Origin of the sequence: Andreesenia angusta (assembly GCF_001855385.1) — a bacterium.
Lineage (GTDB): Bacteria > Bacillota > Clostridia > Tissierellales > Gottschalkiaceae > Andreesenia > Andreesenia angusta.
In genome coordinates, this window is the sequence record NZ_MKIE01000006.1 from 59,234 (window position 1) to 77,592 (window position 18,359).

Annotated in this window: 18 protein-coding genes; 17 read left to right on the plus strand and 1 reads right to left on the minus strand. The window is 44.6% G+C overall.

What is annotated here, in order from left to right; translation table 11 throughout:
* Positions 1–35: 35 nt before the first annotated feature.
* The 7 genes from EUAN_RS08140 (at position 36) to EUAN_RS08170 (ending at position 7,893) form a co-directional block, all read left to right on the plus strand.
* The gene (locus tag EUAN_RS08140) at positions 36–1,676 is read left to right on the plus strand and encodes an ABC transporter permease (protein ID WP_084655842.1); all 1,641 of its coding nucleotides are present in this window, start codon (positions 36–38) and stop codon (positions 1,674–1,676) included.
* Positions 1,673–2,311, plus strand: coding sequence for an ABC transporter ATP-binding protein (locus EUAN_RS08145; protein ID WP_071063538.1), 639 nt, complete (start codon positions 1,673–1,675; stop codon positions 2,309–2,311). The genes EUAN_RS08140 and EUAN_RS08145 overlap by 4 nt, the downstream gene beginning before the upstream one ends.
* A gap of 106 nt (positions 2,312–2,417) precedes the next feature.
* Positions 2,418–3,314 carry an ABC transporter ATP-binding protein gene (locus EUAN_RS08150; protein WP_071063540.1) on the plus strand — a complete coding sequence of 299 codons (897 nt, stop codon included), beginning with the start codon at positions 2,418–2,420 and terminating at the stop codon, positions 3,312–3,314.
* A complete protein-coding gene (locus EUAN_RS08155; RefSeq protein WP_071063542.1) occupies positions 3,301–4,116 on the plus strand; it encodes an ABC transporter permease subunit in 816 nt (271 codons plus the stop codon). Before EUAN_RS08150 ends, EUAN_RS08155 begins: the two co-directional genes overlap by 14 nt.
* Positions 4,117–4,168: 52 nt before the next feature.
* Positions 4,169–5,800: a TraB/GumN family protein gene (locus EUAN_RS08160; RefSeq protein WP_071063544.1), complete on the plus strand. Its 1,632-nt coding sequence runs from the start codon at positions 4,169–4,171 to the stop codon at positions 5,798–5,800.
* A gap of 38 nt (positions 5,801–5,838) precedes the next feature.
* Complete coding sequence (locus tag EUAN_RS08165) at positions 5,839–7,227, plus strand: caspase family protein (RefSeq protein WP_071063546.1); 1,389 nt, start codon at positions 5,839–5,841, stop codon at positions 7,225–7,227.
* A gap of 12 nt (positions 7,228–7,239) precedes the next feature.
* A complete protein-coding gene (locus EUAN_RS08170) occupies positions 7,240–7,893 on the plus strand; it encodes a GerMN domain-containing protein (protein ID WP_071063548.1) in 654 nt (217 codons plus the stop codon).
* A 52-nt stretch (positions 7,894–7,945) separates the two neighbouring features.
* On the opposite strand, the gene EUAN_RS08175 is transcribed toward EUAN_RS08170, so the two are convergent.
* Positions 7,946–8,569: a tetratricopeptide repeat protein gene (locus tag EUAN_RS08175; protein WP_071063550.1), complete on the minus strand. Its 624-nt coding sequence runs from the start codon at positions 8,567–8,569 to the stop codon at positions 7,946–7,948.
* A gap of 119 nt (positions 8,570–8,688) precedes the next feature.
* On the opposite strand from EUAN_RS08175, the gene EUAN_RS08180 reads away from it, so the two are divergent.
* From EUAN_RS08180 to rpmE, 10 genes are all read left to right on the plus strand, one after another.
* Positions 8,689–9,786 (plus strand): AI-2E family transporter, encoded by a 1,098-nt coding sequence (locus EUAN_RS08180; RefSeq protein ID WP_169817367.1) that lies wholly within the window; start codon positions 8,689–8,691, stop codon positions 9,784–9,786.
* Positions 9,787–9,799: 13 nt separating this feature from the next.
* Positions 9,800–10,522 carry an S-layer homology domain-containing protein gene (locus tag EUAN_RS08185; protein WP_071063555.1) on the plus strand — a complete coding sequence of 241 codons (723 nt, stop codon included), beginning with the start codon at positions 9,800–9,802 and terminating at the stop codon, positions 10,520–10,522.
* Between the two features lie 21 nt (positions 10,523–10,543).
* Positions 10,544–12,265, plus strand: coding sequence for a C1 family peptidase (locus EUAN_RS08190; protein ID WP_071063557.1), 1,722 nt, complete (start codon positions 10,544–10,546; stop codon positions 12,263–12,265).
* Between the two features lie 30 nt (positions 12,266–12,295).
* Complete coding sequence (locus EUAN_RS08195) at positions 12,296–13,360, plus strand: HD-GYP domain-containing protein (protein WP_071063559.1); 1,065 nt, start codon at positions 12,296–12,298, stop codon at positions 13,358–13,360.
* A gap of 28 nt (positions 13,361–13,388) precedes the next feature.
* Positions 13,389–14,036 carry a DUF6042 family protein gene (locus EUAN_RS08200; RefSeq protein ID WP_071063561.1) on the plus strand — a complete coding sequence of 216 codons (648 nt, stop codon included), beginning with the start codon at positions 13,389–13,391 and terminating at the stop codon, positions 14,034–14,036.
* Positions 14,037–14,160: 124 nt separating this feature from the next.
* The gene (locus tag EUAN_RS08205) at positions 14,161–15,018 is read left to right on the plus strand and encodes a class II fructose-1,6-bisphosphate aldolase (protein WP_071063563.1); all 858 of its coding nucleotides are present in this window, start codon (positions 14,161–14,163) and stop codon (positions 15,016–15,018) included.
* A 22-nt stretch (positions 15,019–15,040) separates the two neighbouring features.
* Positions 15,041–15,685 carry a fructose-6-phosphate aldolase gene (gene fsa / locus EUAN_RS08210; RefSeq protein WP_071063565.1) on the plus strand — a complete coding sequence of 215 codons (645 nt, stop codon included), beginning with the start codon at positions 15,041–15,043 and terminating at the stop codon, positions 15,683–15,685.
* A 19-nt stretch (positions 15,686–15,704) separates the two neighbouring features.
* Positions 15,705–16,676, plus strand: a complete 972-nt coding sequence (gene glpX, locus EUAN_RS08215; RefSeq protein WP_071063567.1) for a class II fructose-bisphosphatase — start codon at positions 15,705–15,707, stop codon at positions 16,674–16,676.
* An 18-nt stretch (positions 16,677–16,694) separates the two neighbouring features.
* Positions 16,695–17,999, plus strand: a complete 1,305-nt coding sequence (rho, locus tag EUAN_RS08220) for a transcription termination factor Rho (RefSeq protein ID WP_071063569.1) — start codon at positions 16,695–16,697, stop codon at positions 17,997–17,999.
* 96 nt (positions 18,000–18,095) lie between these two features.
* Positions 18,096–18,293 carry a 50S ribosomal protein L31 gene (rpmE, locus tag EUAN_RS08225; RefSeq protein WP_071063571.1) on the plus strand — a complete coding sequence of 66 codons (198 nt, stop codon included), beginning with the start codon at positions 18,096–18,098 and terminating at the stop codon, positions 18,291–18,293.
* Positions 18,294–18,359 lie beyond the last annotated feature (66 nt).

Below are 18,359 nucleotides of genomic sequence, written 5' to 3' on the forward strand. Positions count from 1 at the left end.
AGAATTTCAAATGTGGATTTAAGGGGTGTGACAGAATGGCTAAGTTAAAGATAGGAAAGAAAAAAATAGATCTATGGACTGTTCTGTCCACTTTGTTTACTCTGCTCATAGTGGTGCCTAGCTTGAGCATATTTGCAAATCTATTTGGGAAGGGGAATCAAAACTGGAACCATATAGTGGACAATATGCTTGCTAGCTATGTGGCGAATTCGCTTTGGCTAGCTTTGTGGACAGGGCTATTCTCACTGCTTGTAGGAGTGTCGCTTGCCTGGCTTGTGACTATGTACGAGTTTCCGTTTAGAAAATTTCTCAAGTGGGGGCTTGTACTACCCCTTACAATCCCACCCAATATAGGTGCATACACGTACTATGGAATGCTTGGCTATACGGGAATAATCCAAACTACTCTTAGAAACCAGTTTGGCATATCTGTAGAACCAGGTGCTATGAATATAGCGAGTCTAGGTGGGGCCGTGTTTATATTTGCAATCTTTCTATTCCCATATATCTACATGATAACGAAGTCTTTTTTTGAGAAAAATGTGTACTCTCTTATAGAGAACAGCCGGGTGCTGGGAAGAGGTTCGATTTACACCTTTTTCAAAGTGGCAGTTCCAATTTCAAGAGGAGCTATAGTCTCAGGAGTGACTTTGGTAGTGCTAGAGCTCTTAAACGACTATGGAGTTGTGCAGTACTTTGGAATTCCAGCTTTCAGTACAGCGATCTTCACAACCTGGTTCTCGATGGGAGACCTCAACACAGCTGTAAGGCTTGCGTCCATACTCATGAGCATAGCGCTCTCTCTTGTGCTTTTGGAGAAGCTGCTCAGAGGCAGAAGGCGCTACAGCGAGACAAACAGCAGAGGCAGGAGAGCCAAGAGAAAGAAGCTAGGCTCTAAAGCAGGGATTCTGGCTTCAGCATATGGACTTCTGGTGTTTGCGCTTGGGTTCGGGATACCTGTGATGCAGATGGTGTATTGGGCTGCAAAGAGCTACTCCAATGTGCTGAACGCAGAGTTTATGGGGTATACGCTGAGTACAGTTGCAATGGCGCTTTCTGGAGCGGCAATAATAGCGGTCATAGCACTTGTGATAGGCAATTACAACAGGATGGCTAACAGCAGTATCTCTAAAATCTATTCAAAGGTCACTATACTGGGGTATTCCATACCGGGAGCTGTAATAGCGGTCGGAGTCATTGTCAGCTTTATAGCGCTTGACGGGCTGCTATATCCTGCGTACAAGTGGTTTGACCCAGATAGCAAGAAGCTGGTGCTCAGTTCATCGGTTGTTATGCTGGGTTTTGCATATGTAGTTAGGTTTCTAGGAGTTGGCTTTGGACCTATAGAGTCTGGATATGACAGAATGGGAAATAGGTATTTAGAGGCATCTAGAACTCTGGGCATGAATACCGTAGAGACTTTCTTCAAGGTGGATGTCCCAATATTAAAGGGCTCGATAATGACGGCTATATCGCTTGTGTTTCTGGAGATAATAAAGGAGTTGCCACTTACGCTTATCTTGCGACCTTTTAACTTCCATACACTGGCGACTAGGTCTTACCAGTATGCAAACGACGAGATGCTTCCAGAGTCGGCAGTGCCGTCACTCATGATAGTGGCTATAGGCCTCTTGTCTGTATATATTATTCAAAACGCAGGGAGGAGGAAGAGATGATGCATGTAAAGCTTGAAGATCTGAAGTTCAAATACGATGGAGCGCAGAGCTATACAATAGACGGATTTTCCCTCGAGATAGAAGAAGGGGAGATAATAGCTCTTCTTGGAGACAGCGGATGTGGAAAGAGCACTATACTTAGGATTCTTTCAGGGCTAGAAGACAGAGTCAGTGGAAGAATAGAGATAGGTGGAAGAGCAGTGCTGTCTGAAAGTGTGTTTGTAGAGCCTGAACACAGAAATGTAGGACTGGTCTTTCAAGACTACGGGCTCTTTCCTCATATGACTGTGGAGCAGAATATAGTCTATGGACTCAAGGGCATGAGCAAGGCAGAAAAAAAAGAGAGACTCTGTGAAGTGCTGAAGCTTGTGAAACTAGAAGGTGTTGAGAAGCGGTATCCGCATGAGCTTTCAGGAGGCCAGCAGCAGAGAATAGCCCTTGCTAGGGCTATTGCTCCGAAGCCGAAGCTGCTTTTAATGGATGAGCCTTTCAGCAATCTGGATGCTGGGCTTAAAAAAAAGATAAGGGAAGAGCTCAGAGATATAATAAAATCTGAAGGCATAACAAGTATAATAGTTACACATGATCTAGAGGACGCTGAAGGCACGTCTGACAGAATAGTTAGCATGAACTAGCAGGAGCTGTTTAAAGGAGTGAGTTCTAAGAATTCACTCTTTTTTTATTATTTTTTATGGAAAAACTGTTTTTTAGGGTATAAGCATGCCTATAGGGGTGATTTATATGGCTGTAATAGAGGTGAAAAACCTGACTAAAAGGTACGGAAAAAGCAGGGGGATAGAGGATGTAAGCATAGAAGTGAAAGAAGGAGAGATATTCGGCTTTATAGGGCCTAATGGTTCCGGAAAGTCAACGTTTATAAGGACCTTGCTCAACTTTCTCTACCCGACTTCAGGAAGCGGCAACGTGCTCGGTTTCGACATAGAGCGCGAAAGCCATAAGCTTAAGGAAAAAGTGGGCTATGTGCCAAGCGAAGTGAAGTACTACGAAGAGACTAAAGTGGTGGACTTGATAGAGTATGCCAAGAGCTTTTACTCTGAAGTAGATGAGTGTTACATAGATATGATAGTGCAGGATCTGAAGGTGGATTTGGACAAGAAGATAGGAGAGCTTAGCTATGGGAACAAGAAGAAGGTGGCCATAGTCCAGGCCCTTATGGGCAGTCCTAAGCTGCTGATACTGGACGAGCCCACAAATGGACTTGATCCGCTTATTCAGAAGAAGCTTTTCGAGGTATTGAGAAAGGAAAAAGAGAAGGGAAATACTGTTTTTCTGTCGTCCCATAACTTAACAGAGGTGGAGAGTCTCTGCGACAGGGTTGCGATCATAAAGCAGGGCAGGATAGTGGACACTGTGGACCTTAGCGTTTTAAAAGAGCAGTTTGGCCTTGTAGTGGAGGTAAGCGGCGATCTGACCAAAGAGGATGTACTGAAGATATCGAAAGAAATGATGCTAGAGAGCGAATCACACTACATATTCACCTACTCGGGCGATGTAAACAGCCTTGTGGACTGGGCCAAGGACTACAGCTTGAAAAAGCTGCTGGTGGAAGAGCAGAACCTAGAGAGCGAGTTCATGAAATACTATCTCGGGGAGGGAGAGGGATATGAACGTGTTTAAATTTGAAATCAAGAGGCTTTTGAAGTCTGGAATAGTCTGGGGCGTTGTAAATGGACTGCTGGTACTGCTGTTTATGCTTTTCTTCCCTAGCATGGAGAAGTCCGGGCTTCAGAAAGTGTTTGAAGCTGAGCTAAAATCGTTTCCAGAAGGGCTTATGGAGGCGTTTGGGATAGATATGGGAATAGATTTCACTAATATATCAGAGTATCTGGCCTATGTAATACAGTATATAGCTATGGCAAGCGGCGTATACGCTATAATCCTGGGAGTGAACTCGCTCATAAAAGAAGAGACGGAAGGGAGCATAGAGTTCCTCTACGCACAGCCGATAAGAAGAAGGACTATAGTCACGAATAAGCTGGCTTCAAATGCAACTATATATGCGTTGTACTTGGTAATACTCTGGGCTATAACGGCGCTATCCTGCGCAGCTGTAAAGCCGGATGATACGGCGCTAGCTGAGGTGCTAAAGGATGTTTCATATATAATCTTGGGGATGGGCTTCACAGGTTATGTGTTCATGGCTGTAGGCTTTGCGCTGTCAACTGTGGTCCGAAGCTCTAAGGGGGCTGTACCCATGGCCATGTCTGTGTTTTTCGTGACTTTTATAATGGGGGTGTTGGGGAAGCTAAAAGAAAATCTGGGGTTTTTCAAATACCTTTCTCCTTTCGAGTACGCTTCGCCTTCCGAAGTGATCAGAAATGGAGTGGAACTTGTTAATTTATCTCTAGGTGGTATAATTATATTATTAGGTATAACTGTGACATACTACCTATATGAGAGAAAAGACATGAGAATTTAATGTGTTTTGTCGATATAATATACGACATGTTTTACTTAAGGAGGACAAAATTGTGAAATTTCTAAAAGCTAAAGCTATGTTTTTATCTGCTGCACTAGTGCTTACGGCGGCTCCAATCGGTTCTGTGTACGGCGCGGGAGAAGGCATAGATCAGGATGTCATAGAGTCGACTGTGGAAAATGCGATAGATATGTCTCAGGGGACAAAGTCAAAGGAAGCAACAGAGGACTGGGCTCCTCCGGTTATAGATAACTCCCCTTGGGCGGAAAAAGAGGTTTACGACGCCAGGGTATATGGGCTTGTGACCTATGATCTGGCTAAAGAGGTGAGAGGCGAGATAAGCAGGGCTGACGCAGCGGAAGCTGGAGTGAGGCTGTATGAAAGGCTCACAGGGGACAAGATAGGAGGAAAGCTAGAGGACCCGTTTACAGACACAGACGACAGAAATGTGCTGAAAGCCTATAAGCTTGGGATCATAAAGGGCGTTGGGAAGTCCAAGTTCAATCCAGATGCAAATGTGACGAGACAGGATTTGGCTGTAATAATGTATAACTCCATATGGAGGTCCAACCCTGCGCTTGCCAAGGGAGATATGACCTCAAACTTCTCGGACTGGGGAGATGTCTCTGGCTATGCACAACCTTCTATGAAGTACATGCTCTCCAACGGCATAGTAAAGGGGAAGACTGAGACGATTCTAGATCCCAAGTCTAACATAAGCAAGCAGGAGACACTTATAGTGGCCAAGAGGATATACGAGCTTATGAATGAATCATATGACAAAACGGCAAAGGGTCTATTCTACAGAGTCTCAGACGGGAAAAAAGACATCTACTTGCTAGGGTCTATTCACCTTGGAACCGAGAATGCTTATCCGATATCGAAAAAAATAAGAGAGACATTCAAGGATGTTGAGAACATAGCTGTAGAGGTAAATATACTGGAGGAAGCTCAGCTGACGGACTACATCATGTCTAAGGCCACATACCCTGAAGGGCAGAGCTTGAAAGACGACATATCGCCAGCTCTATACGAGGAGATATCGAAGCTGCTGGAAGAGCATAAAGTGCTCAGCATAGAGGACATAGAGGGGTACAAGCCGTGGTATATAAATATGGTACTTCCTATGCTTGTGGGGCTTGAAGACCTGGAGGACACAGGGATTGGAGAAGATATAGACTACGACAACATGACGCCGGAGGAGATAGAGGAGCTGGAGAACCTTCCGTATCAGTACACCCCGGGAATAGACAAGTACTTCCTGGAAAAAGCAGAGCAGAACAGTGTGGATATAGTCGAGATAGAAGGCGCTTCGTACCAGATAGACATGCTGTCTGGAATGAGCAAGAGCACTCAGGAGGAGATACTGAGAACGACAGTCTCCCAGCTTGTGACAGGAGTGGACGATCAAGTGACGCTGGATACGATGATAGCGTACTGGAGAGCGGGAGACTATGCTTCATTTGAGAGCATAATAGAGATGTCTATGGACTCAATGCCTGAAGAGTACAATCAGGCGCTATGGCACAATAGAAACAGAGAGATGGCGAACAAGGTGGAAGAATACCTTTCAGATTCAGATGAAGATTATTTTGTGGTGGTAGGTGCTGGACACCTTGTGGGAGAGACTTCTGTAGTGAAGGAGCTAGAGTCGAAAGGCTACAAAGTTGAAGCTATAAGATAGCGGAGCGCATCTACACCTAATTCGGGAGAGTGAGAAAATTGAAGAAGAGCTTTATTGCGACGGTGGCTTCTCTAGTCCTTGGGCTTGTGATTTCCACAGGAGTGGTGGCCGCCGAGGAGCCAAGTTTCTGGGCATCAGACAGCATAGAGAGGCTGAAGGCCGAGGAAAAACTTGCGAGCACTATGTTTTCAGGCTATGGAGAAAACATAAACAGAAAAGACTTTGCTTACCTTATATACAATCTGTACGAAGAGCTGACAGGAGACAGCTTTTCAAGCATAGAGTATAAGAATCCGAACATAAGCTTTTCGGATACTTCAGACAGGTATGTGCTGGAAGTGGCAAGGTCTGGAATAATAAACGGCTATGGGGATGGAAGATACGGTCCGTACGACAAGATAACAAGAGAACAGATGGCCATGATGTATGTGAAGACGCTTGAGAAGGCAAATGTCTATATAGACAGAAACGTGGAAAATGTGAAGTTCAAGGACATATACGACATATCCAGCTGGGCCATGGCAAGCGTGAAGATAAGCAGCAAGATGGGCATAATACAGGGGCTAGGAGATGGAAGGATAGACCCTAAGGGAAACTCCACAAGAGAGGCTAGTCTTGTTGTGTACACGAGGATAGTGGACAGGTATATAGGGAATATAGGCGACAAGGAGTACGGAAACCCTGTATACAGGGCGCTTCTGATTGGAAATAAAAACTACCAGTCGGGATACGAGAGCCTCGAGGGGAGTTTCAACGACTTGGACAGAATGGAGTCCACTCTCAGAAAGTCGAGATTTGGAGAGAACAGCAGTACATTCGAGTCGATAGTAAAAGAAAAAGACCTTACCTCCAAGGAGATGATCTCATCTATAGAAGAGCATCTTAGCGATGTGAAAGAAGGAGACATAACTTACTTTTACTACTCAGGCCATGGAGGCAAGGACCATTTGAACAGATCTTCTCTAGTTGGAGTAGACAGGGGATTTCTTTCGGTAGACGAGCTTGAAAAGGCCCTGAACAAAGTTCCAGGCCAGAAGGTGGTTATACTTGATGCCTGCAACTCTGGGGGATTTATCGCCAAGGGAGATATGCTTGGGGCTAAAAATCTAGATGACTTCAATGAAGGTGTCATAGAGGTATTCAGAAGCAGACTCGGATACCTAAATAGCAACGGATACAAGGTTATAACAGCCTCGAGCTCAGATGAATCGTCCTACGAGATAAGGTATCCAGACGGATGGGGAGGAGAGTTCACAAGGAAGTTCACAGACGGGGCCGGATATAAATCGCTGCTGTCTGACATCGACAAAGATGGAGAAGTGACTCTTTCAGAGATATACAGTTATACCAGCTTAAATGTAAGGGAGAGCAGTGTTCGGGTTTTTCCTAGCAACGACCAGTTCGTGATTGCAAGCCAAGGTAGATAGGGAGGTGTTTTGATGAAAAGACTTAAGATTTTAACTATAGGACTGGCTTTAGGGCTAGTAGTGCTTACGGGATGTGACGCTGAGGTGCAAAATGGAACAGCTCCAGACTCAGGGAATGAGCAGGTGCAAGAGCCTGGAAAAGAGCCTGAAGAGAAGCCAGAAGAAGACGACATAGAAAACGGAGAAATAGAAGTGGAAGACATAGAGGAAGAGAGCAGCTACGAGAAAAACTCCAAGGGAGATGGCGAGTACAAGACAGTCAACTTATCTGTCTACGTTTCGTCTGATGACGCAACTACTCTCAAGAGGGAAGTGAGACCTCTAAAGGTGGAGGATATGAGAGTAGGATGGGCAGTGCTGAATGCACTTAAAGAGGAGCCGAAAGAAGAGGGATACTCTCCTTCAGTGCCCGACAATATTGAATTCAACAAGCTTGTAATAAAAGATGGCATAGCTGTTGTGGACTTCGACGACAATGGAGTTGGAATGGGGTCGGCAGGCGAGAGCATGTTTATAGAGTCGGTGATACTTTCGCTTACCAAGTTTCCAACAGTTGAAAAGGTGAAGTTCACTAGGAATGGCGAAGAAAGTCCAGAGCTTGGAAATGTAGTGCTAGATGGGGAGTACGACAGATCGTACGTTACCTATTCGAAAGTTGTAGACTAGACAAAAAAAGGAGCTTCTACATCTGCTTTTAGATGTAAGAGCTCCTTTGAATTTAGAAATATATGCGTACGACGTCATCTTCGTCAAGTCTGTCCCAGGCGATATTGTCTAGGAGTATCATACGCCCGTTTGGAATGAATATGTCTAGATTCATCTGATTGAACTTCTCCATGGAAAAGCCAAACTGTTCTATAGTCATCTGCACTAGATTAGATCCAACTAGAGTTGAATAGTATAGTTTGAAGTTCTCCACAATATCAGGATCTTCTATTTTTTGGCTGCCAAAGTAGGAGTGTGCGACGTGGTTGCAGATGTCTCCATCCTCGAGTATATATGAAGCGGACTTTCTAGGAAGAGATTTCTTCACCTCTTCTGGAAGGCTGTTGTAGAAATCCTCAGAGAGAGCTTTCTCCTCTTCGGGAAAGTCCAGTTCTCCAGACAACTGGGATTCCCTCTTTTTAAGCTGAAGGTGCGTATATGCAAGGTAAGCGCTTAGCGAGATGCCGTAGTCACCTCTTAAAAACTGTATTTTCCCCAGCTCATAGTGGATGCTCGCATTAGTCGGGTCGTTTGCAACTCCTTCAGTGAAGTCTTCGGCTGCCTGGTCTAGATTTCCCTTTCTCTTTTGCTCTAGTCCGGTTTTCAAAAGCGATTCGGCCAGTTTCTTTACGTCCAAATTAAATCACCTCTCTTGTATGATATTTGATATTATAACATATTATTTTGATTGTATATAAGGGGTGCAAGTATTAGAATAGAATTAAAACAAATAAAATGAAAGAGCAGGAGAGAAATTTGAAAATATCAAACTCAATCAAGCGTTACTTCCCTGTAATGGGGCTTATAATCTTTACGCTTTTATCTATAGAGCTGCTCAGGAACTTTCAGCTTGTGTCGGAAAAAATTCTGGGGCTAGTTTCCATAGTCGAGCCTTTTATCTACTCTTTTATAATAGCTTATGTGCTCAACCCTATAGTGAAGCTGTTTGAAAGAGTTTACGGAGGGAAACGGGTTGCGAGTGTACTTTCGACTTATTTAGCCTTGGGGCTGCTAGTCGTCATGGTAGCTGTATACGTTTTTCCCAAGATATGGGGAAACATATACGACCTCTACATCAACTTCCCAATGATAGTGCGAGAGGTGCGGGAGTGGAGCATAGGGATAGGGAACAACGAGAAAGTCAGGACAGTGCTGGCTCTCGGAGGAATAGATGACCTAAGGGCCGATGCGATATTTCTGAAGCTGTCGGAGTATATACAGTCATACTCCGCTTATATGATAAAGGCTACTGTTTCCACAACGGTGAAGTTTGGGAAGTGGATATTTGGGCTGATAGTCTCTATATACGTACTTGTATACAAGGAGTACTACAAGGCCTTCTTTATAAAGATAATGCTCAAGTTTTTCGGCAAGAGAAAGAGCAGAAAGTTTTTCAGGCTCTCGAGGACTATACACAAGATGATAGGCATGTATATAGGCACTAAGGCGCTGGACTCGATGATAATAGGCGGGATAGCATTAGTTGGGCTTTTGATTATGGATTCGCCGTTTGCGTTCCTGCTTTCCTTTATAGTCTTCGTAACCAACATGGTGCCTTACTTTGGGCCTTTTGTGGGAATGGCTGTAACTTCAACTGTACACTTGTTTTACAGCGTAGAGCTTGCGGTGACTTCACTTGTGTTTCTATTTCTTGTGCAGCAGTTCGACGCCTGGTTTCTTGATCCTAAGATGATCGGAAACAAAGTTGGGCTGAACCCGTTTCTAGTTATTTTCGCAGTCACTATAGGGGGAGGGCTCTACGGGCCGATAGGGATGCTTTTAGCTACCCCTGTGATGGCCACTATAAAGATATATCTGGATATATTTTTAAAGAGAAGAGAGGTCTTAAGGTGAGAGGAGTGAAATCATGAAAAAAGCGGTCCTGCTTATCGGAATAACGGCTTTAATTGCATCTTCAAGTTCGTATGCTGGAGATGTCTTCTACCACAGCTCTTATATAAGCGGATACCCTGACGGCACTTTTGGACCCGACAATGGGCTTACGAGAGCTGAGGTGGCAAAGATAATGGTGACTTCAAACGAGCTGGAGCTGGCTCTTGGGAGCGGCTTTTACGATGTAGAGGATGGCCACTGGGCAAGCCCGTATATAAGTACGGCCAAGCTAAGAGGCTATATAAACGGGAACGATGACGGGAGTTACAGACCTGATTCGAACATAACTAGGGCTGAATTCGCCTCTATAGTGTACAGAAGCATAGAATGGTATGTTCCAGAAGACCTCAAAAAAGACAAGAACTTGGCCTTTAGCGACATAAAAAATCATTGGGGGAAGGTGCATATAAACGTGCTTGGAAAGCTTGGGGTCATAAGAGGAGCTGGAGACGGAAAGTTCAGCCCAGATGATCTTATTACAAGGGCGGAAGCTGTGACTATAATAAACAGGGTTCAAGGAAGGCTTCCGGACAATGAGAAGATAGACAAGATGGTAAAGCCGCTTTACAGAGACAAGGACATCTCCAAACATTGGGGGTATCACGACATAATGGAGGCTTCTGTAGATCATGAATTTTATGTAATCGGAGACAGCGAAAAAAATCAGAGGGAGTTTTGGACCAAGTTTTACTTCTAGACTCCGGTGCGAGGTGGACATATGGCAAAGGGAGTTTGGGCGTTTTCAGGTTTGGCTTTAGGCATACTGCTCATGGGGAGTCCTGTGGCTGCGGAGCCTCAGCTTCAGCTGGAAGCGGGAGAGACTGTAGAGAGTGAGATAGAGGTTTCTGACAGCCAGCTTGAGGTTTTTGTAGAAGTGGATGGCACGGTCTACTTTAGAAGATACGATAAAGCTGACGGCCTCTGGACCTTGAACAGCGAAGAAAGAGTCAAATTACACAGTAAAGGACTACTTGAGCCGGAGAAGCTGGAGAAGTCTTCGGAGCTTGGATCTCTGGTCAAAAACTACCTTGAGAGCAAAGGCTACGACTTAAAGGACCTCCCATCCAGAGTAGATTACTCTGACTCGAAACATATACCTCCGACTGGAGAGCAGCTTGGGAATAGCTGTGTCGGATGGGCTGTGGGCTACTACTTGAGAACCTTCCAAGAAGGGAAAGAGCAAGGCTGGGATATAGTCAAAGACGGTAAAGTGGACAACGACAGGATATTCTCTCCCTACTTTATATACAACCAGATAAACGGTGGAACAGACAATGGATCTACGCTCCAAGACGCGGGCAAGCTTTTGAAAAATGTAGGAGCTGCCACTGTATCTGATTTTTCAGATCCTGAGGGCTTTGAAGTCAAGCCAAGTTACGACGTAGTCAGAAAGGGATACAAGTACAGAATAAAAGACTACTACAATCTATTTGGACGGAACGACGCTGCTGAAACAAAGCTGGGAAATCTCAAGGAGTATCTGCTCACAGGGGATCTGCCGGTAGTTGGGATAGATGCAGGCTACAGCTGGGAGCAGCCCCACCTAGATGAAAATGGAAACCATATAGTGCTTTCAGACGAATCATATATAGGGGGCCATGCCGTTGTAGTGGTGGGATATGACGATGAGTTTCCGACGCCGGATGGAACCGGGGCGTTCAAAGTGCTGAACTCATGGGGCACCGAATGGGGAAGCGGAGGATATTCATATGTCAGCTATGAAGCTATGGCTGAAGACACCATAAGCGGGGTGGCATATACAGACCTAGAGAGGTTCTATGTGGAAAATGAGCATATCCCATATGTCAGCGGGTATGTAGACGGGACTTTCAAGCCAGACCGATTTATAACAAGGTCAGAGACGGTGAAGCTCATAGTCTCTTCCTCTGGAGATGAAGTCCAGTCGGGAGATCAGTTTAACGATGTAGGGGAAAGCCACTGGGCAAGTGGCGAGATATATACGGCTTTTCAAAAGGGCTATATATCAGGTTACCCAGACGGAAGTTTCAGGCCTGACGTGCCCGTCACAAGAGCTGAGTTTGCGACAATTGTATATGGAAGCATGGGGCAGAGCATACCGAAAGGCGGGGACTACTTGATAACCAAGTACTTCTACGACAGCTTGGACATGTGGAGCACCAGGCGGGTAAATACACTGGGGACTATGGGGCTTATAAACGGCTACCCGGATGGAAGTTTTAGGCCTGACGACTACGTTTCGAGAGCTGAGGCGGTTGTGATACTCAACAGGGTAAAAGAGCGAGTCGGAGACAAGGGCTTTATAGACAGGATAGAGGGTGTTCAGTACGAGGATATAGTCACAAGGAACTCGAAACACTGGGCTTACTACGACATCTTAGAAGCTTCAGTAGATCATATTTTTCTCTACGAGCTTGACGGAAAAAGGGAATTGAAAGAGACTTGGAGAAGCGCAAATTAAAATTTTCAGATTTATTTGGGGGAACAGAGCATGAAGCTTATAAACATAAGGAAGGCAAGACCGGGGGATATTCTCTCTTACAATATAATGACTGAAACAGGGCAGATAATGTTGAGAGACGGAATGGTGCTGAGTTCTGACTATATAAAGAAAATAAAATATATGGGCATAAACTACATCTATATAAAAGACGAGCTGCTAGAGGACATAGCTCCGATAAATCCAGAGCTCGTAAAGTTGAAGGCGGAGGTTGTAAAGTCGTTCAACAATATGTATAATAGAGTTCAGAATGAAGATTTAAGCCAAATAGAGGGAATAAACAACAACGTAAGGTCACTGGTGGACTTCATAGTGTCTAGCAAAGACATAAACCTAGTCTATCTTTCAGACCTTAAGACTTTTGACAACTATACATTTATACATTCGCTCAACACATCGCTTACAGCGCTTTTCATAGGTAAGCACATGGGGTTTTCTAGAGAGAGCTTGGTGGAGATAACGCTGGGGTCTCTGCTTCATGACATAGGGAAGACCAAGATACCGAAAGCCATACTCAACAAGACAGGCAAGCTAAGCTCAGAGGAGTTTGAGGTAATGAAAAAGCATCCTCTGCACGGACATGATGTAATATTCAGGATGCCATCTGTCAGCCCTATGGCCAGGATGATATCACTTCAGCACCACGAGAGGCTTGACGGCACGGGCTATCCCAATGGACTTCTAGACAATGAAATAACGATGTACTCCAAGATTGCTGCGCTTAGCGATGTCTATGACGCGCTGTCCAACAACAGAGTTTACAGAAATGCATTACCAACTGATGAAGCTTATGATATAATAGTCAAGAACACGGGAATCTATTTTGACCCTAAGGTAGTGGAGGTCTTTAAAAGAGAATTTTCAGTTTACCCTATAGGAACTCAGGTAGAGGTGACAGGGGGAATGATTGGCTATGTGGTAAAGCAGAACAGGGGAGAGCAGAGGCGCCCTGTAATCAGGCTTGCTTACAACGCCATAGGGGAGAAGTTGGCATATCCGATAGAGCTTGACTTGAAAGCTATAGACGGAATTAAAGTAGAGAAGGCAGTTGTATAATACGATATTAACCTAGAGGTGATAAGATATGAAAATTGAAATACCAAGACAAATAGGAGACTATCTGTGGACTAGATATCTTCCGGAATCTACATACAAGACTTATGTATTGATAGGGTATTTGAACAACAGGGAGCTGAGCGCTGAAGACTACAGCGAAGAGCTAATGAATGTAGGTCTTGGAGAAGATAAGACGCTTGAGAAAGTGGTCGCTGAAAAGAGAAAAGTGCTTGAGAAGCTTGGCATAGAGTATCCTGAGAACAGAACCGAAGACGTAGCTCTCCTAAAGCAGTTTGGGCTTATAGAGGCCGTAGACGGAGGCAAGTACAAGTACGTCGAAGAGATAAAGAGACCAGAGGAGGTACTCGACCTCGACGAGGAAGAGAAATCTGCTCTTGAAGATATAAAGTTTGAAGTGAAACATGACAGAGCTATAAACATGATACTAAGTCTTGTACTTACAAATGGAAAGCTGCTAGACTGCACAGTTGAACATATTACAAATATGACTAAGGTGAAGATAGCCGACATAAGGACTGTTCTAGACTTCCTTGTAAACAAGGAGAAGTCGCTTAGAGTTCAGTCTTCAAAGGACATCTCGAAGCTCAAGAAGGGCGACAGAGTCAGAATAACTGTAAATGAAGAAGTGTTCAACGAAAAGAGATTTATACTTTAAAAGACCCCTTAGAGGCTCTCTGATTTAATCAGGGGGCTTTTTTATGGTATAATGTTGATGTAAGATAAACGAGGGTATAATTGTCTTGTAATGGACGACTTAAAAGCAGAGGAGAGGATAAAATATGTTAGTTACAACTAAAGAGCTTTTAGAACATGCTCAGCAAAATAAATATGCAGTGGGAGCATTCAACGTAAACAATATGGAGATAGTTCAGGCCATAATAGAAGCGGCCGAAGAAACTCAGTCACCTGTAATACTTCAGGCTAGCCAGGGTGGACTAAAGTACGCTGGGGTTGAGTATATAGCAGGGCTTGGAAAGATAGCCGCACAGAACGCATCTGTTCCCGTTGCAATTCACCTAGACCATGGAACGGATTTCGAGCAGATAATGCAGTGCATAAGACATGGATTCACTTCTGTTATGATAGATGCATCCAAATATCCGCTTGACGAGAATATAGCCATGACAAAGAAAGTCATAGAAGTCGCTCACTCAGTGGGAGTTTCTGTAGAAGCTGAGCTTGGAAAAATAGGCGGAACAGAGGACGATATAACTGTTTCAGACAGGGATGCCACTTTTACAGATCCAGAAGAGGCAAAGCGTTTTGTAGAGGAGACAGGGGTTGACTCTCTGGCTATAGCCATAGGAACTGCTCATGGACCTTACAAGGGAGAGCCTAAGCTTGATTTCGACAGGCTAGAGACTATCAGGAAGACTATAGACACTTGCATAGTGCTTCACGGATCTTCTGGAGTGCCAGAGGAAGCGCTTAGAAAGGCTATATCCATGGGAGTGAGCAAGATAAACATAGATACAGATGTCAGAATGGCTTTCGCCAAAGGTGTAAAAGCTCTTCTAGACGAGAAGCCAAGCGAGTACGACCCTAGAAAGATACTTGGGCCAGCTAAAGAAGAGATGAAAAGGGCTATAAAAGAGAAGATGGAGATCTTCGGATCAGTAGGGAAGGCTTGGAAGTAAAAACTCATAAGGGGGAAGCGCTGTGAAACTTTTTATAGACACTGCCAATATAGAGGAAATAAGAGCGATAAATGAGTGGGGAGTAATATGCGGGGTGACCACAAACCCTTCTCTTATAGCTAAAGAGGGAAACGTGGACTTCAAGACTGTGATAGAGGAAATAGCTTCTATAGTGGATGGACCTATAAGTGCTGAGGTGATATCACTAGAAGCTGAGAAGATGGTAGAAGAAGCTATAGAGCTTGCAAACATACATCCGAATATAGTTATAAAAGTGCCCATGGTTCCAGAGGGGCTCAAAGCTGTGAAGCAGCTTTCATCGAAAGGCATAAATACAAATGTGACGCTTGTATTTTCGGCTAATCAGGCGCTCTTGGCTGCAAGAGCAGGGGCGACTTATGTAAGCCCTTTTGTAGGCAGAATGGACGATATAGGCAACACAGGTATGGATATAATAGCTGACATAGCTGAAATATTCGACATACATGCTATAGACACAGAGATAATATCTGCAAGCATAAGACACCCAATGCATGTGACTGAGTCTGCAAAAGCTGGAGCGCATATAGCTACAGTTCCATACAAGGTGTTTGAGGTCATGACAAAGCATCCTATGACAGACAAGGGCATAGATGCGTTCTTAAGCGACTGGGAGAAGAGAAAGTAGCTAACGAGGAGGAATACAGATGGATAGAAATTTAGGACTTAACCTGGCCAGAGTGACGGAGGCCGCTGCGCTTGGAGCTGCAAAGCACTACGGAAGAGGCGACAAGAACGTGGCTGACGGGGCTGCTGTAGACAGCATGAGAAAGATGTTTGACACCATGGACATAAACGGAGTGGTTGTAATCGGCGAGGGAGAGATGGACGAAGCACCTATGCTCTACATAGGAGAGGAAGTTGGCCTTAGAAAGCCTGACAGCCCTGAAGTGGATATAGCGGTAGACCCTATAGACGGAACTACGGCTACAGCAAAAGGTCTATCTAACGCCATAGCGATACTTGCCATGGCACCTAGAGGATGCCTTCTTCACGCTCCAGATATGTACATGGACAAGATAGCTGTAGGGCCTAAAGCTAAAGGGAAAGTGGACCTGGATAAATCGATGTCAGAAAACTTAGAGGCGCTTTCAAAAGCCCTTAACAAGGACATATCCGAGCTTACTGTGGCGATGCTTGACAGAGACAGACACAGCAAGCTCATAACTGAGACAAGGGAAGCCGGGGCGAGAATAAAGATGTTTTCAGACGGAGACGTGGCAGCTGCAATAGCCACATGCTTTGAAGACTCGGGCATAGACATAATGGTCGGAAGCGGAGGAGCGCCTGAGGGAGTTATAGCGGCGGCTGCGCTTAAATGTCTTGGAGGAGACTTCCAGGGCAGGCTTCTACCAGAAAACGGAGAAGAGCAGGAGAGATGTAGCAAGATGGGCATAAGCGACTGCTCTATAAAGCTTACAATGGATGACCTCGTAAAGGGAAATGACGTATACTTTGCTGCCACTGGGATATCGGACGGAGACCTGCTAAAAGGTGTGACTTTTATAGAGAAAAACGTGGCTAAGACACACTCTATGGTAACTAGAAGCGAGACTGGAACGGTCAGATTTATAGAGGCTATACACAAGCTTGACAAGAAGCCAGACTACGCTTATTAGATTGAGGAGGATTCGGTTTTGGACAGAAGCTTCTATGAAGACAAGAAACTAGAAGAACTAAGGGATGTAGCAAAGGAAATGGGAGTGAAGAGCGTAAGCAAGTACAGAAAGCCGGAGCTTATAGATATAATACTTCAGGAAAAGACTTCAGAAGAGATCACGGAAAAGCGCGAGGCTGTAGAGGAGAGCGCACAGGAAAGCAAAGAGCTAGGCAATGCGGCTGCAGAGGGAATTTTGGAGGTTGTGGAAGGCTACGGCTTCCTCAGGTGTGAAAACTACCTTTCAGGCACGGAAGACATATATGTGTCTCCATCTCAGATAAGAAGGTTTAACTTGAGGACAGGGGATAAAATCGGCGGAATAACCAGGATGCCCAAAGCGGGGGAAAAGTACAAAGCCCTCCTATATGTGAAGAGCGTAAACGGAGAAAATCCGGAAACGGCGGTCAAAAGGCCTAATTTTGACAGCCTCGTTCCCATATATCCAGAAGAGAGGCTGAAACTTGAAATAGACTCCAAAGAGCTGTGCACCAGGATAATAGACCTGATATCCCCTATAGGAAAGGGACAGAGAGGTATGATAGTGGCTCCGCCTAAGACTGGAAAGACTACGCTGCTTAAAAAGATAGCCAACAGCATCTCCAAAAACCATCCAGAAGTGGAGATAATAATACTCCTGATAGATGAAAGGCCGGAGGAAGTTACGGATATGCAGAGGTCTGTGGACGCTGACATAGTCTACTCGACTTTCGACGAGCTTCCAAAGCATCACGCGAAAGTCGCTGAGATAGTGCTTGAGAGGGCGAAGAGGCTTGTAGAGCACGGGAAAGACGTGGTAGTGTTACTGGACAGTATAACTAGGCTTGCAAGGGCTTATAATCTGACAATACCGCCGACGGGAAGGACACTTTCCGGAGGGCTGGACCCTGGAGCTCTCCACAAGCCGAAGCGCTTCTTCGGGGCGGCCAGAAATATAGAGCATGGCGGAAGCCTCACTATACTGGCTACATCTCTAGTGGAGACGGGAAGCAGAATGGACGATGTTATATTCGAGGAGTTCAAAGGGACAGGAAATATGGAGATACACCTGGACAGAAAGCTGTCTGAAAAGAGGATATTCCCGGCGATAGACATATACAAGTCTGGAACTAGAAGAGAGGACCTCATCCTCTCTAAAACGGAACTCGACGCAATGTGGAAACTCAGAAGGTATATGGACAACACAAACCATTCTGAAGTTACGGAGAAGATAATAGAGCTTCTTTCCAAAACACGTTCCAACGATGAATTTATAGAAATCATAAATAAAAAGTACAATGGATAGTTGAAATAATCTAGACTATATGTTATACTGGATTAGTTGAAAATTGGAAAAATTCTATCTATTAAGATATAATTATGTTGAAAGAGGTGAGATATAATGAAAAGTGGAATCCATCCAGACTACAAGAAAGTAACAGTGCATTGCGCTTGTGGAAGCAGCTTTGAGTCAGGTTCAGTTAAAGATGAACTAAGAGTTGAGATATGCTCTGAGTGTCATCCTTTCTTCACAGGACGTCAGAAGTTTGTTGATGCAGGTGGACGTGTTGACAAGTTCAAGAAAAAATACGGTATGTAATGAATTTTTCAAAAACAGACTAGATGCAAAACTGCCTCTAGTCTTTATTTTTTGGAGGCGAAAAAA

What these genes read in the sequence shown, in the direction of transcription:
- EUAN_RS08140 (WP_084655842.1), top strand. Translation starts at nt 36, where the DNA reads ATGGCTAAGTTAAAGATAGGAAAGAAAAAAATAGATCTATGGACTGTT.
- EUAN_RS08145 (WP_071063538.1), top strand. Translation starts at nt 1,673, where the DNA reads ATGATGCATGTAAAGCTTGAAGATCTGAAGTTCAAATACGATGGAGCG.
- EUAN_RS08150 (WP_071063540.1), top strand. Translation starts at nt 2,418, where the DNA reads ATGGCTGTAATAGAGGTGAAAAACCTGACTAAAAGGTACGGAAAAAGC.
- EUAN_RS08155 (WP_071063542.1), top strand. Translation starts at nt 3,301, where the DNA reads ATGAACGTGTTTAAATTTGAAATCAAGAGGCTTTTGAAGTCTGGAATA.
- EUAN_RS08170 (WP_071063548.1), top strand. Translation starts at nt 7,240, where the DNA reads ATGAAAAGACTTAAGATTTTAACTATAGGACTGGCTTTAGGGCTAGTA.
- EUAN_RS08185 (WP_071063555.1), top strand. Translation starts at nt 9,800, where the DNA reads ATGAAAAAAGCGGTCCTGCTTATCGGAATAACGGCTTTAATTGCATCT.
- EUAN_RS08190 (WP_071063557.1), top strand. Translation starts at nt 10,544, where the DNA reads ATGGCAAAGGGAGTTTGGGCGTTTTCAGGTTTGGCTTTAGGCATACTG.
- EUAN_RS08195 (WP_071063559.1), top strand. Translation starts at nt 12,296, where the DNA reads ATGAAGCTTATAAACATAAGGAAGGCAAGACCGGGGGATATTCTCTCT.
- EUAN_RS08200 (WP_071063561.1), top strand. Translation starts at nt 13,389, where the DNA reads ATGAAAATTGAAATACCAAGACAAATAGGAGACTATCTGTGGACTAGA.
- EUAN_RS08205 (WP_071063563.1), top strand. Translation starts at nt 14,161, where the DNA reads ATGTTAGTTACAACTAAAGAGCTTTTAGAACATGCTCAGCAAAATAAA.
- glpX (WP_071063567.1), top strand. Translation starts at nt 15,705, where the DNA reads ATGGATAGAAATTTAGGACTTAACCTGGCCAGAGTGACGGAGGCCGCT.
- rpmE (WP_071063571.1), top strand. Translation starts at nt 18,096, where the DNA reads ATGAAAAGTGGAATCCATCCAGACTACAAGAAAGTAACAGTGCATTGC.